Genomic DNA, 19,621 nt, shown 5'->3' with positions numbered 1-19,621 from the left:
AGCTATTTATTGACCACCAAACTTTCTCTAGCTATGGGATCTCCATGCAGGATAATCGTTTCTATACGGTTCCATGATTCTATAGAGTCTAAAGGATTAGTTTTAAGTATCAGAAGATTAGCAATTTTGCCAACTTCTACTGTACCGTAATCATTATCAATTCTGAATTGTTTAGCATTATTAATGGTTGCCGCCGCTAGTACTTCTTCCAACGATAGCCCTGCAGTAACCATAGCTTTCATTTCTTGGTAGGTTGTCAGTCCAGGTTGATTGGCAAAACTAGGGCTTCCAGGGAAGTCCGAAGCCAATAAAATAGGATGGTTAGAACTTCTTAGATATTGCATGACTTTATTACCTTTTCCTATTCGCCCATATAAAAATGCCTCTGAAATTGATTGATCAGGCATTCCATCAAAACCAATTCGAAGCTCTTCTTTGAACCATTGCACTTCAGTGGTTTTATACCAATCAATAAGTGACTTAGGCGTAATGGATGAAAATTCAAGAGAATTAACAATTGTAGGGTTCATTACTTCACCTAAGCCAGCAATCACTCTTTGGGTTGGCATATAACCTACTCTGTCATTAATCATTTTATCCAGAGTGTTAGATATTTCTTTAGGTATATTTTGTTCGCGATTATACTGCCCCCAATTCCACATACCATGAGCGATAACATCAACACCTGCGGCAAGTGCTAATTGCTGCATATCTAAGGCATTAGCATGAGCGATTATAAGTAAATTAGACTTTTTAGCAGATAATTTAATTCGTTTTAGTGTGTTAGTTGAAAGTGTTGCCCATTGGTTAGCATTACCATAACCGTCTTCAAAATAAAGCTTTATACACGAAGCACCTGATTGGGCAATTTTTCCAATTAACCTTTCTACTGAATTTTCTGCAGTTGCTTCTGCACTTTCATCAATTAAATAAGTAAACATTGATCTTGATAGGTCGTCTGTTTTCTCTACATATGGAAAGGTGTTTTTTGATGTTAATACTTCACAACGAAAATAATCAGGGTGATGAGGCGCCGAAGTAAAATAATTGAAACTCACTCCCGGATTCGGATCAAGTATTTGAGTTACCCCATGAAATAAAAAGCTTCTTGGTTGTTGTTCAAAATAAGCTTGTGTGAGTTTAGGATTTTTAATCGCCACTGGCTCAACACCAAAACCCATACCGGGGATTGACGATACGTGTGCATGGCTATCCATAAGACCTGGCGTTAAAAACTTACCTAAACCATTTATTTTAAGATCGTAGGATGTAATCTTTTTACTAGTTATTTCGGTAATTCGTCCATCACTTATTAATACATTCATGTGAATTTTTGGGGCTTGCAAATGAGATGAAACGATAGTGATATTTTCTATTAGAATTTTGTTTTCCGCTAATGAAGCAAAAGAAAACAAAGAAATTGAGAGTAATAATACTTTAATCATGATACTTCCATGTGATATTAATTAAATAGCTAGACATAATGACTCCCACACGGTGCTAGCCTCCGCATTTTCGTGGGTTAGCTTAAAAATAAAAAATAAAAATAAAAAATAAAAAATGGATAAAAAATGGACGGTCATTTTAAAAAAATAAAATAGCCTGACTAAGCCCCACAACTTATTTTCAGCCCTACATTAGCAAAATGTACCTATAATTGACTAGTTATTATTTCAACTCCAATAATTTTGAGTCTGTCTCCACACTTTAAGCACAACGCCCCCTACTCGTTTGCAAGCATTGTTATTGGCAGTAATTAGTTGTTACGGTGTTATACAAATAGCGCTTCACTACTTTTAATACTTCGTCGTCGTTTATGTTGCTGTCGCGCGCAGTACGCATCAAGATTGTGCGCTTTACCCACTGCGCCATGAAATACATTCTCAAATTGCGTTGTCAGCTTTATCCAGTTTTTGGCCTGTATGTTTAACCACTGTAGAATGGGGGCTTCATTTTGCTCTATGTAACCACGCTTGTCTGTACGAATGCATTTGCCTGTGAGTTCAACAAGTTCTAAGTACGATTTAAGCTCAAATGGTAGGCCTTTTGGCATATGCTTTCTGGGGCTACCTACAAAGCGTGCCAGTTGTTTGGGTTGTTTGCCTGCTTTAGCATGTTCACAACGCAGTTTTATACTCGTATGAGCTGACTCTTCCGGAGTTTTTGACATCTTGGCTCTAATGGGGTTTAAATCAACATAGGCCATACAAGCCATCAGTGCTGCGTCATCTAGCAAAGCTTGGCTTTTAAATCGTCCTTCCCAGAAGTGGCCTGTGCATTTATCTTCTTTATTGGCTCTACGCGCTATGTTTTCATTCAGCACACGCATAAACCAACTAATACTTGATAGCCTAGTTCGGTACTCTTTTATCTCTTTGTTTAAAAAGAAGCGTTGGCCTTCGTCTAAGTGCTCGCCTTTTAAGTACATAAGGGCAAGTTTTGAGCCTTTAAACAACTTATGCCAACGAAGTAGTATTGCTTTATCACTCAGTCTTTGCGCTTTTTTATCATCTACATAAAGCACCACATGGGTATGATTACTCATCACCGCAAAAGCACATACATCAATACAAAATACCTGTGCTAAAAAGAGTAACCTGTCTTCTACCCAGCCTCGGCGATGCTCATACGATTTACCCGTTAGCTTATCTTCACCACACAAAAATGCCCTACGCACGCAACGTGAAACACAATGATAATAAGGGGTATCTGACAAACTGATTTGTCGCTTCCTTGCTAATCCCATCGTTCACTCCTTGAACTTAGAATTTGAAATGATTTTGAAGAACTAAAAGCTTAGACAAGACAGCTCAACATGCAAATTAGAGAAATTAGAGTGACTATCCCAAATATCGTTAAAAAAGTATTGACCACTACAGGCTAACCGACATAGCGAAGTTGAACAGATTGAAGAATTGCCAATACAAATTAGCTTCTTAAAAGCAGCTAAAAAGAATCGTTATGCTTACTTGACCGGAGAAGGTTCATATGTGTTATACAGTTTAAAAATATGAATTATCAGTTATCGTCACTCTTATTTTGTTTAAACTTATTTATAGAGCCGTAGACAACACCAAGTCCAGCTCCCACGGATAGGCCTATCCCAACGTTATCAAAAATAAACTGCCCAAAAACAAGACCAATCCCGGCTCCCATTGCTATAGCCAATCCCATATTATTGTTAATTTTATTTTCGCTCATATTATTGCAACCTTAAGTTAATATTACGCAAATACCTAAAACCGTATAGACATAATGACTCCCACACGGTGCTAGCCTCCGCATTTTCGTGGGTTAGCTTAAAGCCAGAGCCATAATTAGTTTGTGAAATAACTAAATAGCAGAGTCTAGCATGACTAAACATAACATACTTTTCATTGGCTTAGATACTCATAAAGAGTTCATTGAAGTTGCCTACATCGAAGATAACCGCGGGGCAGAAATTAGAGTGACTGTCCCAAGTATTCCAAACTAACACTGCCAAGCGTTGTGAAACCGCCTTAAACGCTTTGTTATGCCTGTGCCAACGTTTTCAAAGAACTAGGCACGATGAGCTTGTGAAGTGGAGCCACAAAAAACATATACACTTTGCCAAACATGTTATGTACATGTACCACCGTGGTTGCGTGTACTTTGATTTTATCGCCAACTACATCCAGTAAAAAAGACACTCTTACATCAAGATGTTTGTCACTGTCCTCTAAGACAATTTCAGTATCACTATTGCTCTGTAACGTGAAAATACCTATTCTCTCACCAACGTTAATGTTTGCTATATTCTCCGCTGATATAGCATCCTGAAGTCGGCCTAAGTGCTTCAAACCAAGCATTGATACGATACGATTTCTCGTTGACATCAAGAATGAAACCCACGCAGGAGTTTGTCTCGCGATTTCAAGATAGACATCGAGTGCGGTCTCATTATTGTTAGGGATTTCGCGTGAAAAACTATCTGCGAAATAAGCCCCTTTGGCATAATCAAACAGCTCAGAATGTTTTGGAATTGACATGTATATCTCCCAAAAGGCATAGACATAATGACTCCCACACGGTGCTAGCCTCCGCATTTTCGTGGGTTAGCTTAAAGCCAGAGCCATAATTAGTTTGTCAAATAACTATATAGCAGAGGCTAGCATGACTAAACATAACATACTTTTCATTGGCTTAGATACTCATAAAGAGTTCATTGAAGTTGCCTACATCGAAGATAACCGCGGGGCAGAAATTAGAGTGACTGTCCCAAGTATTACCCAATGATCTCTGTTAGGTCAATTTTATCACTAAATGTAAAGTGAGGGATGGAGAAATTAGAGTGACTGTCCTAAGTAGCCAACTGTCCTAAGTAGCCACACAGCCACACTAGTCACACCAAGTAGCCATTAGGCTTTTTCATTAGCTATTACTTTAAACAATACTACTGAAGTAATTATCAGATACGCAATTGTGGCAATATGCTTTGCAACAACTCCAAATGGTGCCTCTGCTTGGTATGCTAGATAACCATCTGTTAATGGCATTACCGTACCAAGCAGAGCTGCCCACATAAGAACTTTGAACTCTCTAAAATACAGCAAAGCCCCAATTATTAGAGATACGAATAGAGTACGAGAACCGTATATTTGCACCCAATCTATATCTTCATTTGATATAAGTGCAGTACCACGAACATCAGCAAATGCAACAGGGTCAATATAGGCAAACAGGCCATAAAATCCTTGTAGCAAAGCCATTAGCAAAACCAGTACAAATCCAATTTTTCTTGTCATTATTATTTTTCCTGTATTTTGTATTTATTCTTTAGAGCCTAACGCTTTGAACAGCGGAAAACGCGAGTGAAACGAGTGGTTTTCCGATGATTTAACCTGTTAAATGCCATTTTTCTCACGCTTAGCTTGTTGTTTGACCCTTGGCTTTTGTATTTGCAACCAAATAAATACTAGTGCTAAAGGAACGAATGCTAACCAAGATTGCATTTGAAAAGCCCAAAAGTATACAAACCAACCTTGAGCAGCAATCAAACCCAATAACTTTAACCAACGTGAAAAAAGCATTTAATTGCCCATTGCTGCAAATGGTAAACCAAAACAAAGCGCACCTATGCCATACAGCAAAAGGTTGAAATTTACAGATGACTCAATCACGCCGACATCAATGGCAATACCAAAGAAAAATGGAAATAAAACCAGCACCATGACGGTTGTAAGAAAGTGCTCATTACGTCTGTGCTTTTCTTGAGCTTTATTTTTTTCTGCAAGTTTCTCTAATGTATCCATGGCATTTAACAGCTTATTCTCTCCCAAAATGTCGGAATAAATACCGACAAAACGGGTCATATTACGTGTTCCCATTTTCACATTTAAAAACTTCAATGTAAACAAAACATAAGAAGCGTTCAAAAAACACCTTGTTAAAATTGAACAAAACGGGCCGTAATAATGTTATTGGACAAAAAGCAAACCACTGTCTATAAAAACAGTACCTTTTAACAAACAACATGCCGTTAGAGTGACTGTCTAGCAAACTCTAACAGTGTTTACTTACCTGTGTATAAAACACCGTGGTGCGCGCCGATTTTTCAATTGCTCGTTGCCATAAAAAAGCCCAGCAACGTGGCTGGGCTTTTGATAATTAAGAATGAGTTAGCTCATCGCCATCATCATCTTGGCAGGGTTTTCAAGGTAAGCTTTCCAAAGGTTATTAAACCTTGCGATGGTACCGCCGTCTATTACACGGTGGTCGCCAGACCAACTTACTTGCATAATTGCTCTTGAAACCACATTCCCCTTGTCGTCAAAACGTGGGAGGTGCTGCAGCTTGCCTAAAGCAACAATAGCTACTTCTGGCTTATTAATGATGGGCGTTGCGGTTGTACCACCAATTGCACCAATGTTTGAGATTGAAATCGTGCCACCTTTTAAATCATCGGGTGCTACACGCCCTTCTCTTGCTGCATCCGTTAAACGCGTTACTTCTTGCGCAACTGCTACAATCGACTTACTTTGACAGCCTTTGATATTCGGCACTAAAAGACCTAATTTAGAGTCAACTGCCATACCGATGTTGTGGTCGTCAAAATATGTAATTTCGGTGCATTCATCATTTACTTGCGAATTAACAATCGGAAACTCTTTGATTGCTAAAGACAGCGCTTTGATGAAAAACGGCATCATTGTCAATTTAATGCCTTCTTTTGCGTATTGCTCTTTAAGCTCTTTACGCAGCGCAATGATCTCTGTTAGGTCAATTTCATCACTAAATGTAAAGTGAGGGATCGTCGAAACCGAGGCCACCATTTGTTTCGCCATTGCCGCTTTCATGCCGCGAATTGGCTCAACTCGCGTGTCACCAGATACGTTAGTCTGTACAGGCGATGCAGACGAATTCGCACTGGCTGACATATTATCTGCCGTAGCCGCACAAGCACCGCCCTCTACAAAGCGTTTAATGTCTTCTTTATAAACGCGGCCATTTTTACCCGTGCCCGGCACTTGATTGATATCAACGTCTTGCTCACGGGCTAAACGGCGAACTGCAGGTGAGGCAATCGCTTTACCATTCGCTGGTAATTGCGCTTTTTTAACTTGTTGGCTCGCAGCCTTGACAGTTTGAGCGGCCGCTTTTACTTCAACTTTTGCCTCAGCTGGCGCATCACTTAACCCAGCTAAACGCAGCTGGAATAATGGGCTGTGCACTTGAGCTACATCGCCTTTTTGATAATAAAGCTTTTCAACCAACCCATCGTGCTTAGCAGGGATCTGAACCAAGGCTTTGTCTGTCATAACATCACATACAGCTTGGTCTTCTTTTATTTCATCCCCTTCGGCTACAAGCCACTCGACGATTTCACACTCAACAATCCCTTCGCCGATATCTGGCAATATAAAATCTTCAAGTTGAGATGCAGTTTGACTCGATGGTTGCTCAGGCACTTCACCACTGCTTTCACTATCATTTGCTGGTGCACTGCCTGCCACTTCCATTGCAAATAACGGCTCATGCACCTTGGCAATTTCACCTTTTTCATAATGTAATGTGGTAATAACGCCATCATGTACTGCGGGGATCTGAACAAGTGCTTTGTCAGTCATAACGTCGCAAATTGGCTGATCTTCTTTAACTTCATCACCCACTGCAACCAACCATTCAACGATTTCACACTCTACAATGCCTTCGCCAATATCTGGTAAGATAAATTCTTTAGCCATGACTATTCCTTAAAACTCAACCGATTTCTTAATCGCAGCAAACACTTTCAATGCATCAGGCACATATTCTTTTTCAAGCGCCAACGGATAAGGTGTATCTAGACCACACACACGTGCAATAGGCGATTCGAGGTGTAAGAAGCATTCTTGCTGGATTGTGGCGGCTATTTCAGCACCAAAACCATTGGTGATTGGCGCTTCGTGACTGACAATTAAACGTCCAGTTTTAACAACTGACTTAGCAACGGTGTCTACATCCCAAGGCAAAATACTACGTAGGTCAATCACCTCGCAGCTAATGCCTGCTTCTTCAGCTTTGGCAGCAGCTTGCTCAATAATTTCCATTTGCGCACCCCACGCTAGTAACGTAACGTCTGAGCCGGTTTTAACCACTTCTGCTTTGCCAATCTCAATGGTGTAGTCTTCTTCTGGCACTTCGCCAACCGATGCACGGTATAGGCGCTTCGGTTCAAAGAAAATCACCGGGTTGTCGTCTTTAATACACGCTCTTAATAAGCCTTTGGCTTGGTAAGGATTACGTGGCACAACTAATTTTAAACCAGGCGTGTGAGCAAAGTATGCCTCAGGCGATTGCGAGTGATACAAGCCCCCAGCAATACCACCACCGTATGGTGTACGAATGGTTAAGTTGCCGACATTAAACTCGTTACCACTGCGGTAGCGGAACTTAGCAGATTCATTGACTATCTGATCAAACGCGGGAAATATGTAATCAGCAAACTGAATTTCAGCCAGTGCTGGCGCACCAAATGCGGCCAAACCATTAGCAAAGCCTAAAATACCTTGCTCAGTCAGTGGCGTGTTAAACACACGATGCTTGCCGTACTTTTCTTGTAAGCCTGAAGTCGCTCTAAATACGCCACCAAAATAGCCCACATCCTCACCAAAAATACACGCTTGAGGGTGCTCATTCATGGTGATATCTAGCGCCGAGTTAATGGCGTGTAGCATGTTCATTTTAGCCATTATTTAATTCTCCCTGCTGTCACTGGATAAGCATCTGGGTGCTGTTTAATGTGCTCTTTGAGTTCTTCATATTGTTTTTGTAATGCTGGAATTGGCGTGTCGTATACATCAGAAACAAGCTCTTCTAGCGCAGGCTTTTGTACTTTTTCTGCCACTTTAACGGCGGCTAAAATGTCTTCGCGAATTTTATCTTTCGCTGCTTCGTCTTCTTTTTCATCCAACCAGCCTTGCTTCAATAACCACTTTCTAAAGCGCTCGATTGGGCAGTTTGCTTTAAATGCTGCTTCTTCTTCTTTACTGCGATAACCGGATGGATCATCAGACGTTGAGTGTGCCCCTAAACGATAAGCGATTGATTCAATCAATACTGGTTCACCGTTCTCAACGGCAATTTTACGCGCAGCTTGCGTTGCCGCAAATACAGCAAGTGCATCAGCACCATCAACGCGAATCGTTTTGATACCGTAACCTACGCCACGAGAGGCAATACCATCGCCTTTAAACTGCTCATCTGCAGGCGTTGAAATCGCATAGCCATTATTGCGTGCAAAGAAGATTACAGGTGCTTCATGCACGGCAGCCATGTTAAGACCCGCGTGAAAGTCACCTTCTGATGCAGCACCTTCACCGAAATAGCAAATTGTCACGTTATCAATTTCTGAGTCTAATTTGCCTGTTTCTTTATCGATGTGCTTAAGCTTTTGGCCATACGCATAGCCTGTTGCTTGCGGAATTTGCGTACCAAGAGGAGATGAAATAGTCAGGTAGTGCAATTCTTTAGAACCGTAATGCACTGGCATTTGACGGCCTTTACCTAGATCTTTTTCATTAGAGAATAACTGGTTCATGAACTGCTCAAGTGTAAAGCCACGATAAGCGATAGCCGCTTGCTCGCGGTACTGAGCCATGATCATATCATCTTGTTTTAATGCTGCGGCACTTGCCGTGATAGCAGCTTCTTCACCCAAACATTGCATATAAAAGCTGACACGACCCTGTCGCTGTGCAGCTTGCATACGTTCATCTAATAAACGGATAAAGCGCATGGTTTCATATAATCTTTGCGCCGTTTCTTTGTCTATGTCAGGAGCTTGCGCGCCATCAAGTACTTCACCGTTGTCACCTAAGATAGTCAACATAGGAATATCAAGGGCATGGCTATCTATAAACTTCAACGCGTGGCTGATATTTAACGATATGTTATTGGGGTTAGTCATAACCTACCTTCTCTTGTTGTCATAACAAATTTGCAGTTATGAGGTATGTTTGCACATACGCAAGTCTTGAACAGTACCAATCACAATGAATATTTTAATTATAGACTGGCTGTAGTTTGTAAAAATAATCTGTTCAGCAAATGCAAATTGATTAAATAAAAACTACCGACACTTTACGTTAACGTAAAGGGTTATTCAACTAATCCTAGATGAATAACCCTTAATTTGCATAATTATGCTTGGAAAGATTTTATTACGGCTGGTTAATTCTTTTGATTACAGATAGTTAAACAAACCTTTCATCGACTTCCATCGGAATAACCGTAAGCAAAGCGCGCTGCCCAAGTGCAACATTCGCATTTGGAAAAATGATAGCCTCGCCGTCTACTTCCGCTAAATACCTCGTCTCGCCATCAACTGCTAGTAACTCACCTTTGGCAAAACCCGTAAAGTTCTCTGCGCTATCAGGAAATGGAAAACTGAAGTCTTGCTGCGTTCTATTGATGGTTCGGTGAACTTGAAAAAGCTCAAAATCTGAAGAATTAAAATCACCAAATTCCAGCTCATTTTGGCTAATTAATGCAGTTAGCGTTTGTTTTGTTTTTGCAAAGCGGCTCATATCGTTTTCGCCAAACGGCTTAACTTGCCCTAATTCAACCGTAAATGAATCTGCAGCGAATTGTTTTGAAGAAAAGTAGCTGAATGTTGTTGCTTCTGAGCGCATCATTAGCACGGTATTCACACCGCACGCGAGTAAAAACTGCAGCTGAGATTTTTTCCAAGGCTTACCATGTAAAAATGGATATACCGCAAATTTCTCATTTTTTGAGCCTCGGATCGCAGTATGCAAATCGTAATGACAGCGATATCTACCAGCTCCAACCGATGTAAAAAACTCACGTACATAACGCTCTAAATTAGCAGCCCGTTTGCGTTCTTCATTTTGTACACCGCCCAATGCATGTGTGCCATTAAACAATCGGTTGAGGTTTTCTTCTACAAACCGTTCACCAATATTAATCGACTTAGGGTTACCAAAAATAAAAAGCACGCGGTGCTTAAGCAGTAATTGTTCTTTAATTACTGCTTGGATCAACTCGTCACATATTTCAATCGGGGCGGTTTCATTACCATGCACTGCACTAGATAAAACAATATCTTTATTGCCATAATTACTCGGCGTAAACTGGATCACCCCTGTATCTAACACATCTACCACTGTGCCATTTGCTAACGTAAATTGCTCAGGCGGTAAATGGAACTCATTGTTTCGCGTCAATGTTAAAAAATCGCCAGTGTTTTTTAATTCTTCTAGGTACATACGGTCACCAAGTTCAATGTGTGAGAGAAACTACCAATAGTATAAAGGTAGAGAATATTCAGATAAAAAAAAGCCATGCAATAGCATGGCTCTATTTTGTATATAAATTAGCGGATCACTGAGTCAACCAGTGCTTTCGCTTCTTGCTCTAGCTGTGCTAAATGTGCCTCGCCCTTAAATGACTCTAGATATATTTTATAGATATCTTCAGTGCCTGATGGGCGCGCTGCAAACCAGCCGTTTTCAGTTACAACCTTTAAGCCGCCAATAGCTGCATTGTTACCCGGTGCATTCGTGAGTATTTGCGTAATTTGATCGCCCGCAAGCTCACCCGCGGTTACATCTTCAGGGCTAAGTGCTTTTAATCGCGACTTTTGTTCGGGGGTTGCTGGTGCGTCAATTCTTTTATACATAGGCGCACCAAACTGTGCTTCAAGCTCTTTGTAGCGCTCAGACGGTGTTTTACCCGTTACTGCTAAAATTTCTGCCGCTAATAAGCCTAAAATAAAGCCATCTTTATCTGTGTTCCAAACATCACCGTTTAAACGCAAGAAAGACGCCCCTGCGCTTTCTTCCCCACCAAAAGCAAGCCATTGTTTATTCAAGCCTTTAACAAACCATTTAAACCCGACTGGCACTTCATACACTTCATGGTTATTGGCTTGTACAACCTTGTCTATCATGGCGGATGAAACCAGTGTCTTGCCTATTTTTACATCACTTGGCCAATTTCTATGATTAAGCAAGTAATCTATTGCTACAGCCAAAAAGTGGTTAGGGTTCATTAAGCCATCTTTGGTAACAATACCATGGCGGTCATAGTCTGGGTCGTTACCAATACCAATATCATAATCATCTTTAAGCGCGATTAGGTTTGCCATAGCATAAGGTGATGAGCAATCCATGCGGATTTTGCCGTCTTTATCAAGTGGCATAAAGGCAAACCTTGGGTCAATCTGATCGTTTACAACGCTAAGATTAAGGTTGTACTTTTGCGCAATGACTGGCCAAAAATTAATACCAGAACCGCCAAGCGGGTCAATTCCGATTGATACCCCTGCTTTAGCAATTGCCTGCATATCTATGATATTTGCTAAATCGTCTACGTACGGACAGACCAAATCTTGGTACTTGATAAAACCAGAACGCCTTGCTTTTGCAAATGAAAACAGCTCAACTTCAACTAAGTCTTCTAACAGCAGCTTATTCGCTCTATCTTCAATCCACTTCGTTACGTCTGTATCAGCCGGTCCACCATTGGGTGGGTTGTATTTAAAACCCCCATCTTCAGGCGGGTTATGAGACGGTGTTATAACAATACCGTCGGCTAATTCATTAGGGTTTGCTTTATTATGGCAAACAATCGCATGGCTAATAACGGGTGTCGGTGTGTAATCATCATTTTCTTGTGTGATCACTTGCACTTCGTTCGCAACTAACACTTCGATAGCAGAGTTGAATGCCGCTTCCGATAATGCATGAGTATCTTTGCCTAAAAACAACGGGCCAAAAATGTCGTTTTCTTTTCTGTAATCACAAATTGCCTGTGTAATCGCTAAAATATGTGATTCATTAAACTTAACATTATAAGAGCAGCCCCTGTGGCCCGATGTGCCAAACTCGACACATTGCTCAGGGTGTTGTTCAAGATCAGGCTCATTAATATAATAAGCAGAGACAAGTTTTGGAATGTTAACCAATTGCGACTGTGTTACTGGTTTCCCAGCACCTGGATGGATTGCCATAAGATGTCCTTATAGGTAGTCTCGGATAGTTTCGGCTTGCGCTTCAGTGTAGCCTAAGCTTAATGCGACTTCATGAAGCATCATTTTCTTACGAGTCGTATTTGAGTTGGTCATCACCCAATATTCGCTATCTAGAATATTTTTAGGGTTCATACTACTACCACTTTCAAGTAACGCTTCTTTACTCTTTGCAAAATAAATTCGGTCACGGCCTTTGATATCTAATACCTTATGAAAACTCTTTTTGTGAGTGCGGTGTAAAGCACAAAGGATGAATAAAAAACGACCAACCACACCTTTTTGCATGGCCAGTTCTTCTTTATTTAGAATATTAAATACATTAGCGTTAGGTTCAACAGTTTCTTTGTCAGCCACGATGTTATCTTGCGTTTGTTCTGGCTGCTTGCCATCGTGTTTACTGTCATCAGCGGTGACTGAAAGAGAATTGTTGCTGTCAGTAGAGAGGTTTAATAAACGACGTAATATTTGCGAAGCACTCTCGCCAATACTTTGCGTATTACTGGCGATATATTGATAAAGTTCGTCATCTATTTCTATTTTCTTCATGCTTTTCCTGTCATTACTGAATTTTTGTGCATCTATTTGCGATTATATCCTGATTTCACATATTACTCTACGGCTTTGATTTTTTGTCCAACACTGGCACAATTATCTGCCTAATGTCAGGAGATCACATGCTACTTAACTACTCACAAACAGGCCATGGGCCCAATGTTGTGCTTATCCATGGGCTATTTGGTTCATTAGATAACTTGAACGTTATAGCCAAAGCACTGAGCGAACATTTTACGGTAACAAACGTAGACTTAAGAAATCATGGTCACTCTTTTCATGATGAGACCATGGACTATCCCACTATGGCCAACGATATTGTTAGTTTAATGGACCACTTAGATATATCGCACGCACATCTTGTTGGTCATTCTATGGGTGGCAAAGTTGCTATGCAAGTTGCAATGCTCACACAGCAGCGTGTTGACAAACTGGTGGTGTTAGATATTGCGCCAGTAACTTACCACGCCAGACACGACGCAATTATCAGCGCCTTAAATGCTGTGTCTAACAGTACACAGTTACAAAGCCGAAGCGATGCTGATAAACTCATGGCAGCAAATATTGATGAACCGGGGGTTAGGCAATTTTTACTCAAGAGCCTAGCTAAAAATAGTGAAAATAAATTTGAATGGCGTTTTAATCTAGCGGTCATCTCAGCGAACTATGACAAAATCATCTCAAATATTAATGAGACTCATTCTTGCTTGTGTGATACCCTATTTATAAAAGGTAACGACTCTGACTATGTTCTGCCAGAGCACAAAGAAGCGATTATGAAAATCTTTCCAAACGCTAGGGCTAAAGTAATACATGGCGCTGGACATTGGCTGCATGCTCAAAAGCCACAGGCAGTCAACCGTTCAATTATTGATTTTCTTCAATAATCAGTTTGTTTTTGTGTCGCGAACTTAATTTATCGTGAATGATTATGTTATAGTACGCGCCGTTTGAGTTTTTAGTAGAGCGTACATGGTCAGTCAGTTTATAAATGAATTTGAAACCTTAGGGCTGTATTTCGCTTTAGCGGGTATCTTCTTTTTTATAGGAATGGCGATACAAGACGTTCTTAAAAAGGGAGATGTACCAAAATTTGGTAGATACACCGTTTGGTTGGTGTTGTTTTTGGGCTGTTCAGGGTTTATTGCAAAAGGGCTAATACAAGTCTTTTGGCAAGGTGCAGGTGTTGGTTAAAAATGGCAAAATCTGAAACAGATAGAACCACGATTGACTTATTTGAAAATGAAAAGCGCCCCGGCCGACCAAAAACCAACCCACTTCCTCGAGAAGTGCAATTAAAGGTTAACAAGCGCAATCAAATTAAGCGTGATCGTGCAAGAGGGTTAAAACGCGTCGAATTTAAGGTGTCATCAGAGTTGTACCAAGCTCTCAGTGACATGGCTGATGAACAAAATATTAGCCGTAGCGCGTTAATAGAAACCATTTTGCAAGAGAAATTAGCGAATAACAGATAGAAGGTAAGTATTTAATGGCAAGCGTAGGTATATTTTTTGGCAGTGACACCGGCAACACTGAACACGTTGCTAAGATGATACAAAAAGAGCTAGGTAAGAAACTTGTAGACGTCAAAGACATTGCAAAAAGTAGTAAAGAAGAAATTGCAGAATTTGACTTAATCTTATTCGGCATTCCTACTTGGTATTATGGTGAAGCACAGTGTGACTGGGATGACTTCTTTCCAGAGCTAGAAGAGGTTGACTTTGAAGGTAAGCTAGTTGCGATTTTTGGTTGTGGCGACCAAGAAGATTATGCGGAATACTTCTTAGATGCGATGGGTATGATTAACGACATCGTTACTGAGCGCGGTGCTATTGTTGTTGGTAATTGGTCAACTGACGGCTACGAATTCGAAGCATCAAAAGCATTGGTTGATGATAGCCATTTTGTTGGTCTAGGCATTGATGAAGATCGTCAGCCAGAGCTTACAGAGCAACGAGTCAAAGACTGGTGTGCACAAGTTTATGATGAAATGTGCTTAGCAGAGCTAGAAGACTAACATTTTTTCATGCTTTGCACTTAAACGCATAGCACGTTATTCTTAGGCATAGCAGCGTCGTGCAATTGCCTAAGATAAATACACACAATAGATTGAGACAGATTTAATGACTGATCACAACTTAGAATTAAAAAAAGCAGGTTTAAAGGTAACCCTTCCAAGAATTAAAATTCTTGAGATCTTACAATCGCCAGATAATCAGCACATTAGCGCTGAAGACGTCTATAAAATTTTATTAGATTTGGGCGAAGAAATTGGTCTAGCGACGGTATACCGCGTTTTAAACCAGTTTGATGACGCGGGCATAGTTACCCGTCACCACTTCGAAGGTGGAAAATCAGTATTTGAGCTGTCTGGCAGTACTCACCACGACCATTTAGTTTGCTTAAAATGCGGTAAAGTTGTTGAGTTTGAAGACGAAGTGATTGAAACTCGTCAAGAAGAAGTTGCTAATCAAAATGGCATCAAACTAACCAATCACTCCCTCTATCTATACGGTGAGTGTGAAGATAAAGCTGCTTGCAAAAAATACGCAGAAGAGAATGGCAACTAATCATCAAGTTGGTTCTTAATGCAGATAAGCCGGCTGATGCCGGCTTTTTTATTCTTTAAAGTATACGACCAACTATAACTAACTCATTGTATAGCTCATATTGAAAAGGAAGTTATGATGTACAAAATCTTTGAACGCTTTACTAATGCCTTTCCTGATGCACCAGTAACTCAGCCACCAAAAACATTATATGCATTTTGTCGTTTTTACACCAAAGGCATGGAGTGGCCTTTGTTTATTATGTCTGTGTGTGCAGCAGCACTTGCAATACTTGAGGTTACCCTGTTTGGTTTTATGGGCGACTTAGTAGATTGGCTGTCTCAATATACACCTCAAGCACTATTTGAAACCAAGCGCTCAGAGCTTATTTTTATGACGCTCATTACGCTTATAGCGTTACCAGTTTTGGTTTTTTTCCATTCTGCAATTTTGCATCAAAGCTTGCTTGGTAACTACCCGATGGCGATCCGTTGGCAGGCACATCGCTACCTTTTAAATCAAAGCATGAGCTTCTACCATGATGAATTCGCTGGCCGTATTGCGACAAAAGTGATGCAGACATCTTTGGCCATACGGGAAACCGTAATGAAACTTCTCGATGTGTTGGTATACATTGTGATTTACTTTGGCGCGATGTTAGCGCTTGTCGCTCAGGCTGACCTACGCTTGATGATACCCATGTTGGGATGGCTATTTTTTTACGTCTCAATACAAGTCTACTTTGTACCAAAACTTAAAAGAGTGTCTAGTGAACAAGCTGATGCGCGTTCGCAAATGACCGGTCGTATTGTTGACAGCTATGCAAATATTTCTACCGTCAAACTATTCTCATACACGAAGCGTGAAGAACAGTATGCCAAAGACAGCATGGATGTGTTTATTAAACCGGTATATAAACAGATGCGACTGGCCACCAGCCTCAATGTGTTTATACAAACACTCAATTACATGCTCATCTTTGCCGTTGCCGCTTTATCACTGTATTTATGGTCGTTCAATGCCATTTCCGTTGGTGCAATCGCAATTACAGTTAGCTTGGCCTTACGTTTGAATGGTATGTCACAGTGGATCATGTGGGAAGTTAGTGGCTTATTCGAAAATATTGGTACTGTTGCTGACGGCATTACAACATTGTCCAAACCCATTGATATAAAAGACAACGAGAACGCACAAGTGCTTCAATTTAAGCAAGGTGCAATCCGCTTCGACAATATCAATTTTGCGTACAAGCGAATAGATAATCATACAAAAAGTAAAGTTATAGATAATTTAAACTTATCAATAAAACCCGGAGAAAAGGTTGGTATTGTTGGGCGCTCGGGTGCAGGTAAATCCACCTTAGTCAATTTGCTTTTACGGTTTTATGAATTGGACAGTGGCAAAATCAGCATTGATGAGCAAGATATTTGCTCTGTCACTCAAGAAAGCTTGCGCCAACAAATTGCAATGGTAACCCAAGACACCTCCCTGCTCCATCGCAGTGTACGTGATAATATTTTGTACGGTCGGCCCGATGCAACAGAGCAAGAACTCATTAGCGCAACTAAACAAGCCCAAGCTTATGAGTTTATTCAGCAGCTTGAAGATGCTAATGGCCATCAAGGTTTTGATGCACAAGTAGGCGAACGTGGGGTAAAACTTTCTGGTGGACAGCGCCAGCGTATTGCCATTGCAAGGGTACTACTTAAAAATGCGCCTATTTTAATACTGGATGAGGCGACCTCTGCCCTCGATTCTGAGGTTGAATCTGTTATACAAGAAAGCTTAGACACGTTAATGACAGGTAAGACCGTTATCGCGATAGCGCACCGACTATCAACAATTGCACAAATGGACAAGCTGATTGTCATGGAGCAAGGGCAAATTGTTGAACAAGGAACACATGCTCAACTTTTAAATCAAGGCGGCATCTATGCAAAACTATGGACACACCAAACAGGTGGCTTTATTGGCGTTGAGTAACGCCAATACAGAACAGCGAACACACCTGCTCTATTAATTCATCAAGCGCTTTTTCATCTAAGGGCGCTTGCCATTTAATTGCTTGCTCCCAGAATGTCAGCTTTTTGAGACCTCCCCAAAAAAATGCGGCGGCAATTTGTGCATCAAATTTAGCTAAACACTTGGCATTAGCCGCATCTTCAAACCACTGTAATAGCGCTTTCTCACAATTCATAAAACGCTCATTAAGTAGTTGAGCTTGCTGCTGTGACCTCATCGACTCAATGATCACAATGCGTGATAATTTTATATAGTCTTCATCGCTTAGCAAAGTAACAGCGTTCACGGCCAAATGCTTAAGCTGAGTATAAAAATCATAATTAGGGATAAATTGAATCGCGGTTAAAGGTTCAATTCTTGAGATAAGTAAATCAACAACTGCATCAAACAGTGCTTCTTTGTTAGCAAAATGCTTATAAAGCGTTCTTTTAGAGACATTCGCATTGGCACTAATTTGTTCCATCGTCGTGGCAGATAGCCCATTTTTTGCAAACAAAGAGACTGCGGCACGTAATATGTCTTGTTGCTTTATTGAATAACCCACAATTGAGTACGCTATTAGTTGATTTGATTAGACATATTTTAACAAAAAAAATCAAAATATATAGTAAACGATATCGTTTACCTTGATATTAAAAAGGTATACACTTTCGTTTACCTCGTTAAAAGTCGTCCATAAATGTTTACTTTGGTATATATTGTAAAGGTAGTGGACGCCCTAAAATTGGGTTGATAGTCGTGTTTAGTCGCTCACAACTGTATACGACCCCCGAATATCAGCATTTATATGCTAGACCACATTACTGCAAAAATGGGAATTGGAGTAAACATGTATCCACACTTCTATAGTCGTGTAAAACTAACCATACTATCTTTAAGCACACTCATACTGACACTTGGTTGCAATGAGCAGCAAAGCCAACCCGCTGCGCAATCAATGCCACCAGCGATGGTCAGTATTCAAAATGTCACAATAACAAATGTCCCGATCACCATTGAATTGCCAGCAACACTTGCCGGTAATAAAGAGGTAGAGATAAGAGCCCGCGTATCAGGTATCGTTGAGTCTCGAAATTTTGAAGAGGGACAAATAGTCGATGAAGGACAATCTTTATTCACACTCGATTTAGAGCCTTTCAAGCTAGAGGTTGAAAAAGCCCAAGCGCAATTAGATGCAGCCAAAGCTCAAGTCACCCAAAACAAGCGTGAACGAGACCGCTTTGAAACATTAACCAACGAGCGCTCAATCTCAAAACGAGATTTTGATAACGTGGCATCTAACTATGATATTTCTTTGGCAAATCTTGAATCTGCCAAAGCAGCGCTGAATGAAGCCAAATTGAATCTCGAGTACGCCCATGTGAAAGCACCTGTTTCTGGGATCATCGGGCGAGAGCTGATGTCCGAAGGCAGTTATGTATCTGGCCCTCAAGTATTACTGGCGGAATTAACAGATACAACTACGATGCGAGTACGCTTTGGCTTTTCAGAACGAGAGCAACTCAAAATGCGCAAAGATGTTGAAAACGGCAGTTTAACTTTGCCTAAGCACAATGAATTTGATGCTCAAATAGTATTGCAAGATGGCAGTATCTACCCTCAAACAGGGAAGGTTAACTTTTCCGATGTTCGGGTTAATCGCTATACGGGTACCAGTGAATTGCAAGCCAAAGTCGCTAACCCTCAATCTCAGTTGCGACCAGGGCAATTCGTTCGCGTGCGTTTACAGGGGGCGATTCGCCACAATGCAGTGTTACTACCTCAAAGAGCAGTGCTAGATAACGGCACAGGTAAATTTGTTTATATCGCAACTAAAAATGAACAAGGTGCGTTAGTCGCACTACCCGCCCCCGTTGAGGTTGGCGAGTGGGTGCAGTTTGATGGCAAAAATTTTTGGGTGATCAGAGACGGCCTAAAACCTGAACAAAGTGTCATAACAGAAGGTATGGCTAGGATCTTCTTCCCTGGAATGCCAGTACAAGTGGCAAGCGAAGGAGAGTAA

General features: G+C 40.8%; 23 protein-coding genes. 9 read left to right on the top strand and 14 right to left on the bottom strand.

Translation table 11 applies throughout. From position 1 onward, the window contains the following. Positions 1–2: 2 nt before the first annotated feature. The 3 genes from GDK41_RS07880 to GDK41_RS07870 form a co-directional block, all read right to left on the bottom strand. Positions 3–1,445: an amidohydrolase family protein gene (locus GDK41_RS07880; RefSeq protein ID WP_232056547.1), complete on the bottom strand. Its 1,443-nt coding sequence runs from the start codon at positions 1,443–1,445 to the stop codon at positions 3–5. A gap of 326 nt (positions 1,446–1,771) precedes the next feature. Next, on the bottom strand, positions 1,772–2,746 hold the full coding sequence (locus GDK41_RS07875; protein ID WP_152085889.1) for a transposase: 975 nt from the start codon (positions 2,744–2,746) through the stop codon (positions 1,772–1,774). A gap of 272 nt (positions 2,747–3,018) precedes the next feature. Then, positions 3,019–3,201, bottom strand: a complete 183-nt coding sequence (locus GDK41_RS07870; RefSeq protein WP_152085888.1) for a hypothetical protein — start codon at positions 3,199–3,201, stop codon at positions 3,019–3,021. 151 nt (positions 3,202–3,352) lie between these two features. On the opposite strand from GDK41_RS07870, the gene GDK41_RS20435 reads away from it, so the two are divergent. Then, positions 3,353–3,475, top strand: coding sequence for a hypothetical protein (locus tag GDK41_RS20435; protein WP_269473137.1), 123 nt, complete (start codon positions 3,353–3,355; stop codon positions 3,473–3,475). Positions 3,476–3,512: 37 nt separating this feature from the next. Here GDK41_RS20435 and GDK41_RS07865 read toward each other — a convergent pair whose 3' ends face one another. Further along, the gene (locus GDK41_RS07865; protein ID WP_152085887.1) at positions 3,513–4,010 is read right to left on the bottom strand and encodes a DUF2867 domain-containing protein; all 498 of its coding nucleotides are present in this window, start codon (positions 4,008–4,010) and stop codon (positions 3,513–3,515) included. Between the two features lie 124 nt (positions 4,011–4,134). Here GDK41_RS07865 and GDK41_RS20430 point away from each other — a divergent pair, with 124 nt between their 5' ends. Next, positions 4,135–4,257, top strand: a complete 123-nt coding sequence (locus GDK41_RS20430) for a hypothetical protein (RefSeq protein ID WP_269473136.1) — start codon at positions 4,135–4,137, stop codon at positions 4,255–4,257. 122 nt (positions 4,258–4,379) lie between these two features. Here GDK41_RS20430 and GDK41_RS07860 read toward each other — a convergent pair whose 3' ends face one another. The 9 genes from GDK41_RS07860 to seqA form a co-directional block, all read right to left on the bottom strand. Next, positions 4,380–4,766 (bottom strand): DUF4267 domain-containing protein, encoded by a 387-nt coding sequence (locus GDK41_RS07860; protein WP_152085886.1) that lies wholly within the window; start codon positions 4,764–4,766, stop codon positions 4,380–4,382. 99 nt (positions 4,767–4,865) lie between these two features. Next, positions 4,866–5,051 (bottom strand): hypothetical protein, encoded by a 186-nt coding sequence (locus tag GDK41_RS20350; RefSeq protein WP_232056546.1) that lies wholly within the window; start codon positions 5,049–5,051, stop codon positions 4,866–4,868. Then, on the bottom strand, positions 5,052–5,396 hold the full coding sequence (locus GDK41_RS20345; protein WP_232056545.1) for a hypothetical protein: 345 nt from the start codon (positions 5,394–5,396) through the stop codon (positions 5,052–5,054). A gap of 243 nt (positions 5,397–5,639) precedes the next feature. Further along, positions 5,640–7,205: a dihydrolipoyllysine-residue acetyltransferase gene (locus tag GDK41_RS07850; protein WP_152085885.1), complete on the bottom strand. Its 1,566-nt coding sequence runs from the start codon at positions 7,203–7,205 to the stop codon at positions 5,640–5,642. 9 nt (positions 7,206–7,214) lie between these two features. Then, positions 7,215–8,192, bottom strand: coding sequence for an alpha-ketoacid dehydrogenase subunit beta (locus tag GDK41_RS07845; protein ID WP_152085884.1), 978 nt, complete (start codon positions 8,190–8,192; stop codon positions 7,215–7,217). Next, entirely contained in the window at positions 8,192–9,409 is a 1,218-nt protein-coding gene (locus GDK41_RS07840; RefSeq protein ID WP_152085883.1) for a thiamine pyrophosphate-dependent dehydrogenase E1 component subunit alpha, read from the bottom strand. The genes GDK41_RS07845 and GDK41_RS07840 overlap by 1 nt, the downstream gene beginning before the upstream one ends. A gap of 286 nt (positions 9,410–9,695) precedes the next feature. Continuing rightward, positions 9,696–10,730 carry a succinylglutamate desuccinylase gene (astE, locus tag GDK41_RS07835; RefSeq protein ID WP_152085882.1) on the bottom strand — a complete coding sequence of 345 codons (1,035 nt, stop codon included), beginning with the start codon at positions 10,728–10,730 and terminating at the stop codon, positions 9,696–9,698. Between the two features lie 107 nt (positions 10,731–10,837). After that, positions 10,838–12,475, bottom strand: coding sequence for a phosphoglucomutase (alpha-D-glucose-1,6-bisphosphate-dependent) (gene pgm / locus GDK41_RS07830; RefSeq protein WP_152085881.1), 1,638 nt, complete (start codon positions 12,473–12,475; stop codon positions 10,838–10,840). A 9-nt stretch (positions 12,476–12,484) separates the two neighbouring features. Continuing rightward, positions 12,485–13,042, bottom strand: coding sequence for a replication initiation negative regulator SeqA (seqA, locus tag GDK41_RS07825; protein ID WP_152085880.1), 558 nt, complete (start codon positions 13,040–13,042; stop codon positions 12,485–12,487). 128 nt (positions 13,043–13,170) lie between these two features. Between seqA and GDK41_RS07820 the strand changes: the two genes are divergently transcribed. The 6 genes from GDK41_RS07820 (at position 13,171) to GDK41_RS07795 (ending at position 17,580) form a co-directional block, all read left to right on the top strand. Then, positions 13,171–13,935 carry an alpha/beta fold hydrolase gene (locus GDK41_RS07820; protein WP_152085879.1) on the top strand — a complete coding sequence of 255 codons (765 nt, stop codon included), beginning with the start codon at positions 13,171–13,173 and terminating at the stop codon, positions 13,933–13,935. Positions 13,936–14,020: 85 nt separating this feature from the next. Beyond that, the gene (locus GDK41_RS07815) at positions 14,021–14,242 is read left to right on the top strand and encodes a DUF2788 domain-containing protein (RefSeq protein ID WP_070985548.1); all 222 of its coding nucleotides are present in this window, start codon (positions 14,021–14,023) and stop codon (positions 14,240–14,242) included. Positions 14,243–14,244: 2 nt separating this feature from the next. Next, positions 14,245–14,523, top strand: coding sequence for a LexA regulated protein (gene ybfE / locus GDK41_RS07810; protein ID WP_010363446.1), 279 nt, complete (start codon positions 14,245–14,247; stop codon positions 14,521–14,523). Between the two features lie 14 nt (positions 14,524–14,537). Beyond that, positions 14,538–15,065: a flavodoxin FldA gene (gene fldA, locus GDK41_RS07805; protein ID WP_152085878.1), complete on the top strand. Its 528-nt coding sequence runs from the start codon at positions 14,538–14,540 to the stop codon at positions 15,063–15,065. Positions 15,066–15,171: 106 nt separating this feature from the next. Further along, complete coding sequence (gene fur, locus GDK41_RS07800; protein WP_152085877.1) at positions 15,172–15,618, top strand: ferric iron uptake transcriptional regulator; 447 nt, start codon at positions 15,172–15,174, stop codon at positions 15,616–15,618. A 117-nt stretch (positions 15,619–15,735) separates the two neighbouring features. Next, the gene (locus GDK41_RS07795) at positions 15,736–17,580 is read left to right on the top strand and encodes an ABC transporter ATP-binding protein (protein ID WP_152087543.1); all 1,845 of its coding nucleotides are present in this window, start codon (positions 15,736–15,738) and stop codon (positions 17,578–17,580) included. On the opposite strand, the gene GDK41_RS07790 is transcribed toward GDK41_RS07795, so the two are convergent. After that, positions 17,564–18,163, bottom strand: a complete 600-nt coding sequence (locus GDK41_RS07790) for a TetR/AcrR family transcriptional regulator (RefSeq protein WP_442960200.1) — start codon at positions 18,161–18,163, stop codon at positions 17,564–17,566. The two genes, GDK41_RS07795 and GDK41_RS07790, sit on opposite strands and share 17 nt — an antisense overlap. A 285-nt stretch (positions 18,164–18,448) precedes the next feature. Between GDK41_RS07790 and GDK41_RS07785 the strand changes: the two genes are divergently transcribed. Further along, positions 18,449–19,621: an efflux RND transporter periplasmic adaptor subunit gene (locus tag GDK41_RS07785; protein WP_152085875.1), complete on the top strand. Its 1,173-nt coding sequence runs from the start codon at positions 18,449–18,451 to the stop codon at positions 19,619–19,621.

The organism is Pseudoalteromonas sp. A25, assembly GCF_009176705.1.
In the GTDB taxonomy this organism is placed as follows: Bacteria; Pseudomonadota; Gammaproteobacteria; order Enterobacterales; family Alteromonadaceae; genus Pseudoalteromonas.
This window is presented reverse-complemented; position numbering and strand designations above follow the sequence as displayed.

Coding starts and splice junctions, on each gene's coding strand:
- GDK41_RS07840 (WP_152085883.1), bottom strand. CDS start 9,409: ATGACTAACCCCAATAACATATCGTTAAATATCAGCCACGCGTTGAAG.
- GDK41_RS07860 (WP_152085886.1), bottom strand. CDS start 4,766: ATGACAAGAAAAATTGGATTTGTACTGGTTTTGCTAATGGCTTTGCTA.
- pgm (WP_152085881.1), bottom strand. CDS start 12,475: ATGGCAATCCATCCAGGTGCTGGGAAACCAGTAACACAGTCGCAATTG.
- ybfE (WP_010363446.1), top strand. CDS start 14,245: ATGGCAAAATCTGAAACAGATAGAACCACGATTGACTTATTTGAAAAT.
- GDK41_RS07815 (WP_070985548.1), top strand. CDS start 14,021: ATGGTCAGTCAGTTTATAAATGAATTTGAAACCTTAGGGCTGTATTTC.
- GDK41_RS07865 (WP_152085887.1), bottom strand. CDS start 4,010: ATGTCAATTCCAAAACATTCTGAGCTGTTTGATTATGCCAAAGGGGCT.
- GDK41_RS07845 (WP_152085884.1), bottom strand. CDS start 8,192: ATGGCTAAAATGAACATGCTACACGCCATTAACTCGGCGCTAGATATC.
- GDK41_RS07880 (WP_232056547.1), bottom strand. CDS start 1,445: ATGATTAAAGTATTATTACTCTCAATTTCTTTGTTTTCTTTTGCTTCA.
- GDK41_RS07870 (WP_152085888.1), bottom strand. CDS start 3,201: ATGAGCGAAAATAAAATTAACAATAATATGGGATTGGCTATAGCAATG.
- GDK41_RS07795 (WP_152087543.1), top strand. CDS start 15,736: ATGTACAAAATCTTTGAACGCTTTACTAATGCCTTTCCTGATGCACCA.
- GDK41_RS07850 (WP_152085885.1), bottom strand. CDS start 7,205: ATGGCTAAAGAATTTATCTTACCAGATATTGGCGAAGGCATTGTAGAG.
- GDK41_RS07820 (WP_152085879.1), top strand. CDS start 13,171: ATGCTACTTAACTACTCACAAACAGGCCATGGGCCCAATGTTGTGCTT.
- GDK41_RS20435 (WP_269473137.1), top strand. CDS start 3,353: ATGACTAAACATAACATACTTTTCATTGGCTTAGATACTCATAAAGAG.
- GDK41_RS20350 (WP_232056546.1), bottom strand. CDS start 5,051: ATGCTTTTTTCACGTTGGTTAAAGTTATTGGGTTTGATTGCTGCTCAA.
- fur (WP_152085877.1), top strand. CDS start 15,172: ATGACTGATCACAACTTAGAATTAAAAAAAGCAGGTTTAAAGGTAACC.
- GDK41_RS07875 (WP_152085889.1), bottom strand. CDS start 2,746: ATGGGATTAGCAAGGAAGCGACAAATCAGTTTGTCAGATACCCCTTAT.
- GDK41_RS20430 (WP_269473136.1), top strand. CDS start 4,135: ATGACTAAACATAACATACTTTTCATTGGCTTAGATACTCATAAAGAG.
- GDK41_RS07785 (WP_152085875.1), top strand. CDS start 18,449: ATGTATCCACACTTCTATAGTCGTGTAAAACTAACCATACTATCTTTA.
- fldA (WP_152085878.1), top strand. CDS start 14,538: ATGGCAAGCGTAGGTATATTTTTTGGCAGTGACACCGGCAACACTGAA.
- astE (WP_152085882.1), bottom strand. CDS start 10,730: ATGTACCTAGAAGAATTAAAAAACACTGGCGATTTTTTAACATTGACG.
- seqA (WP_152085880.1), bottom strand. CDS start 13,042: ATGAAGAAAATAGAAATAGATGACGAACTTTATCAATATATCGCCAGT.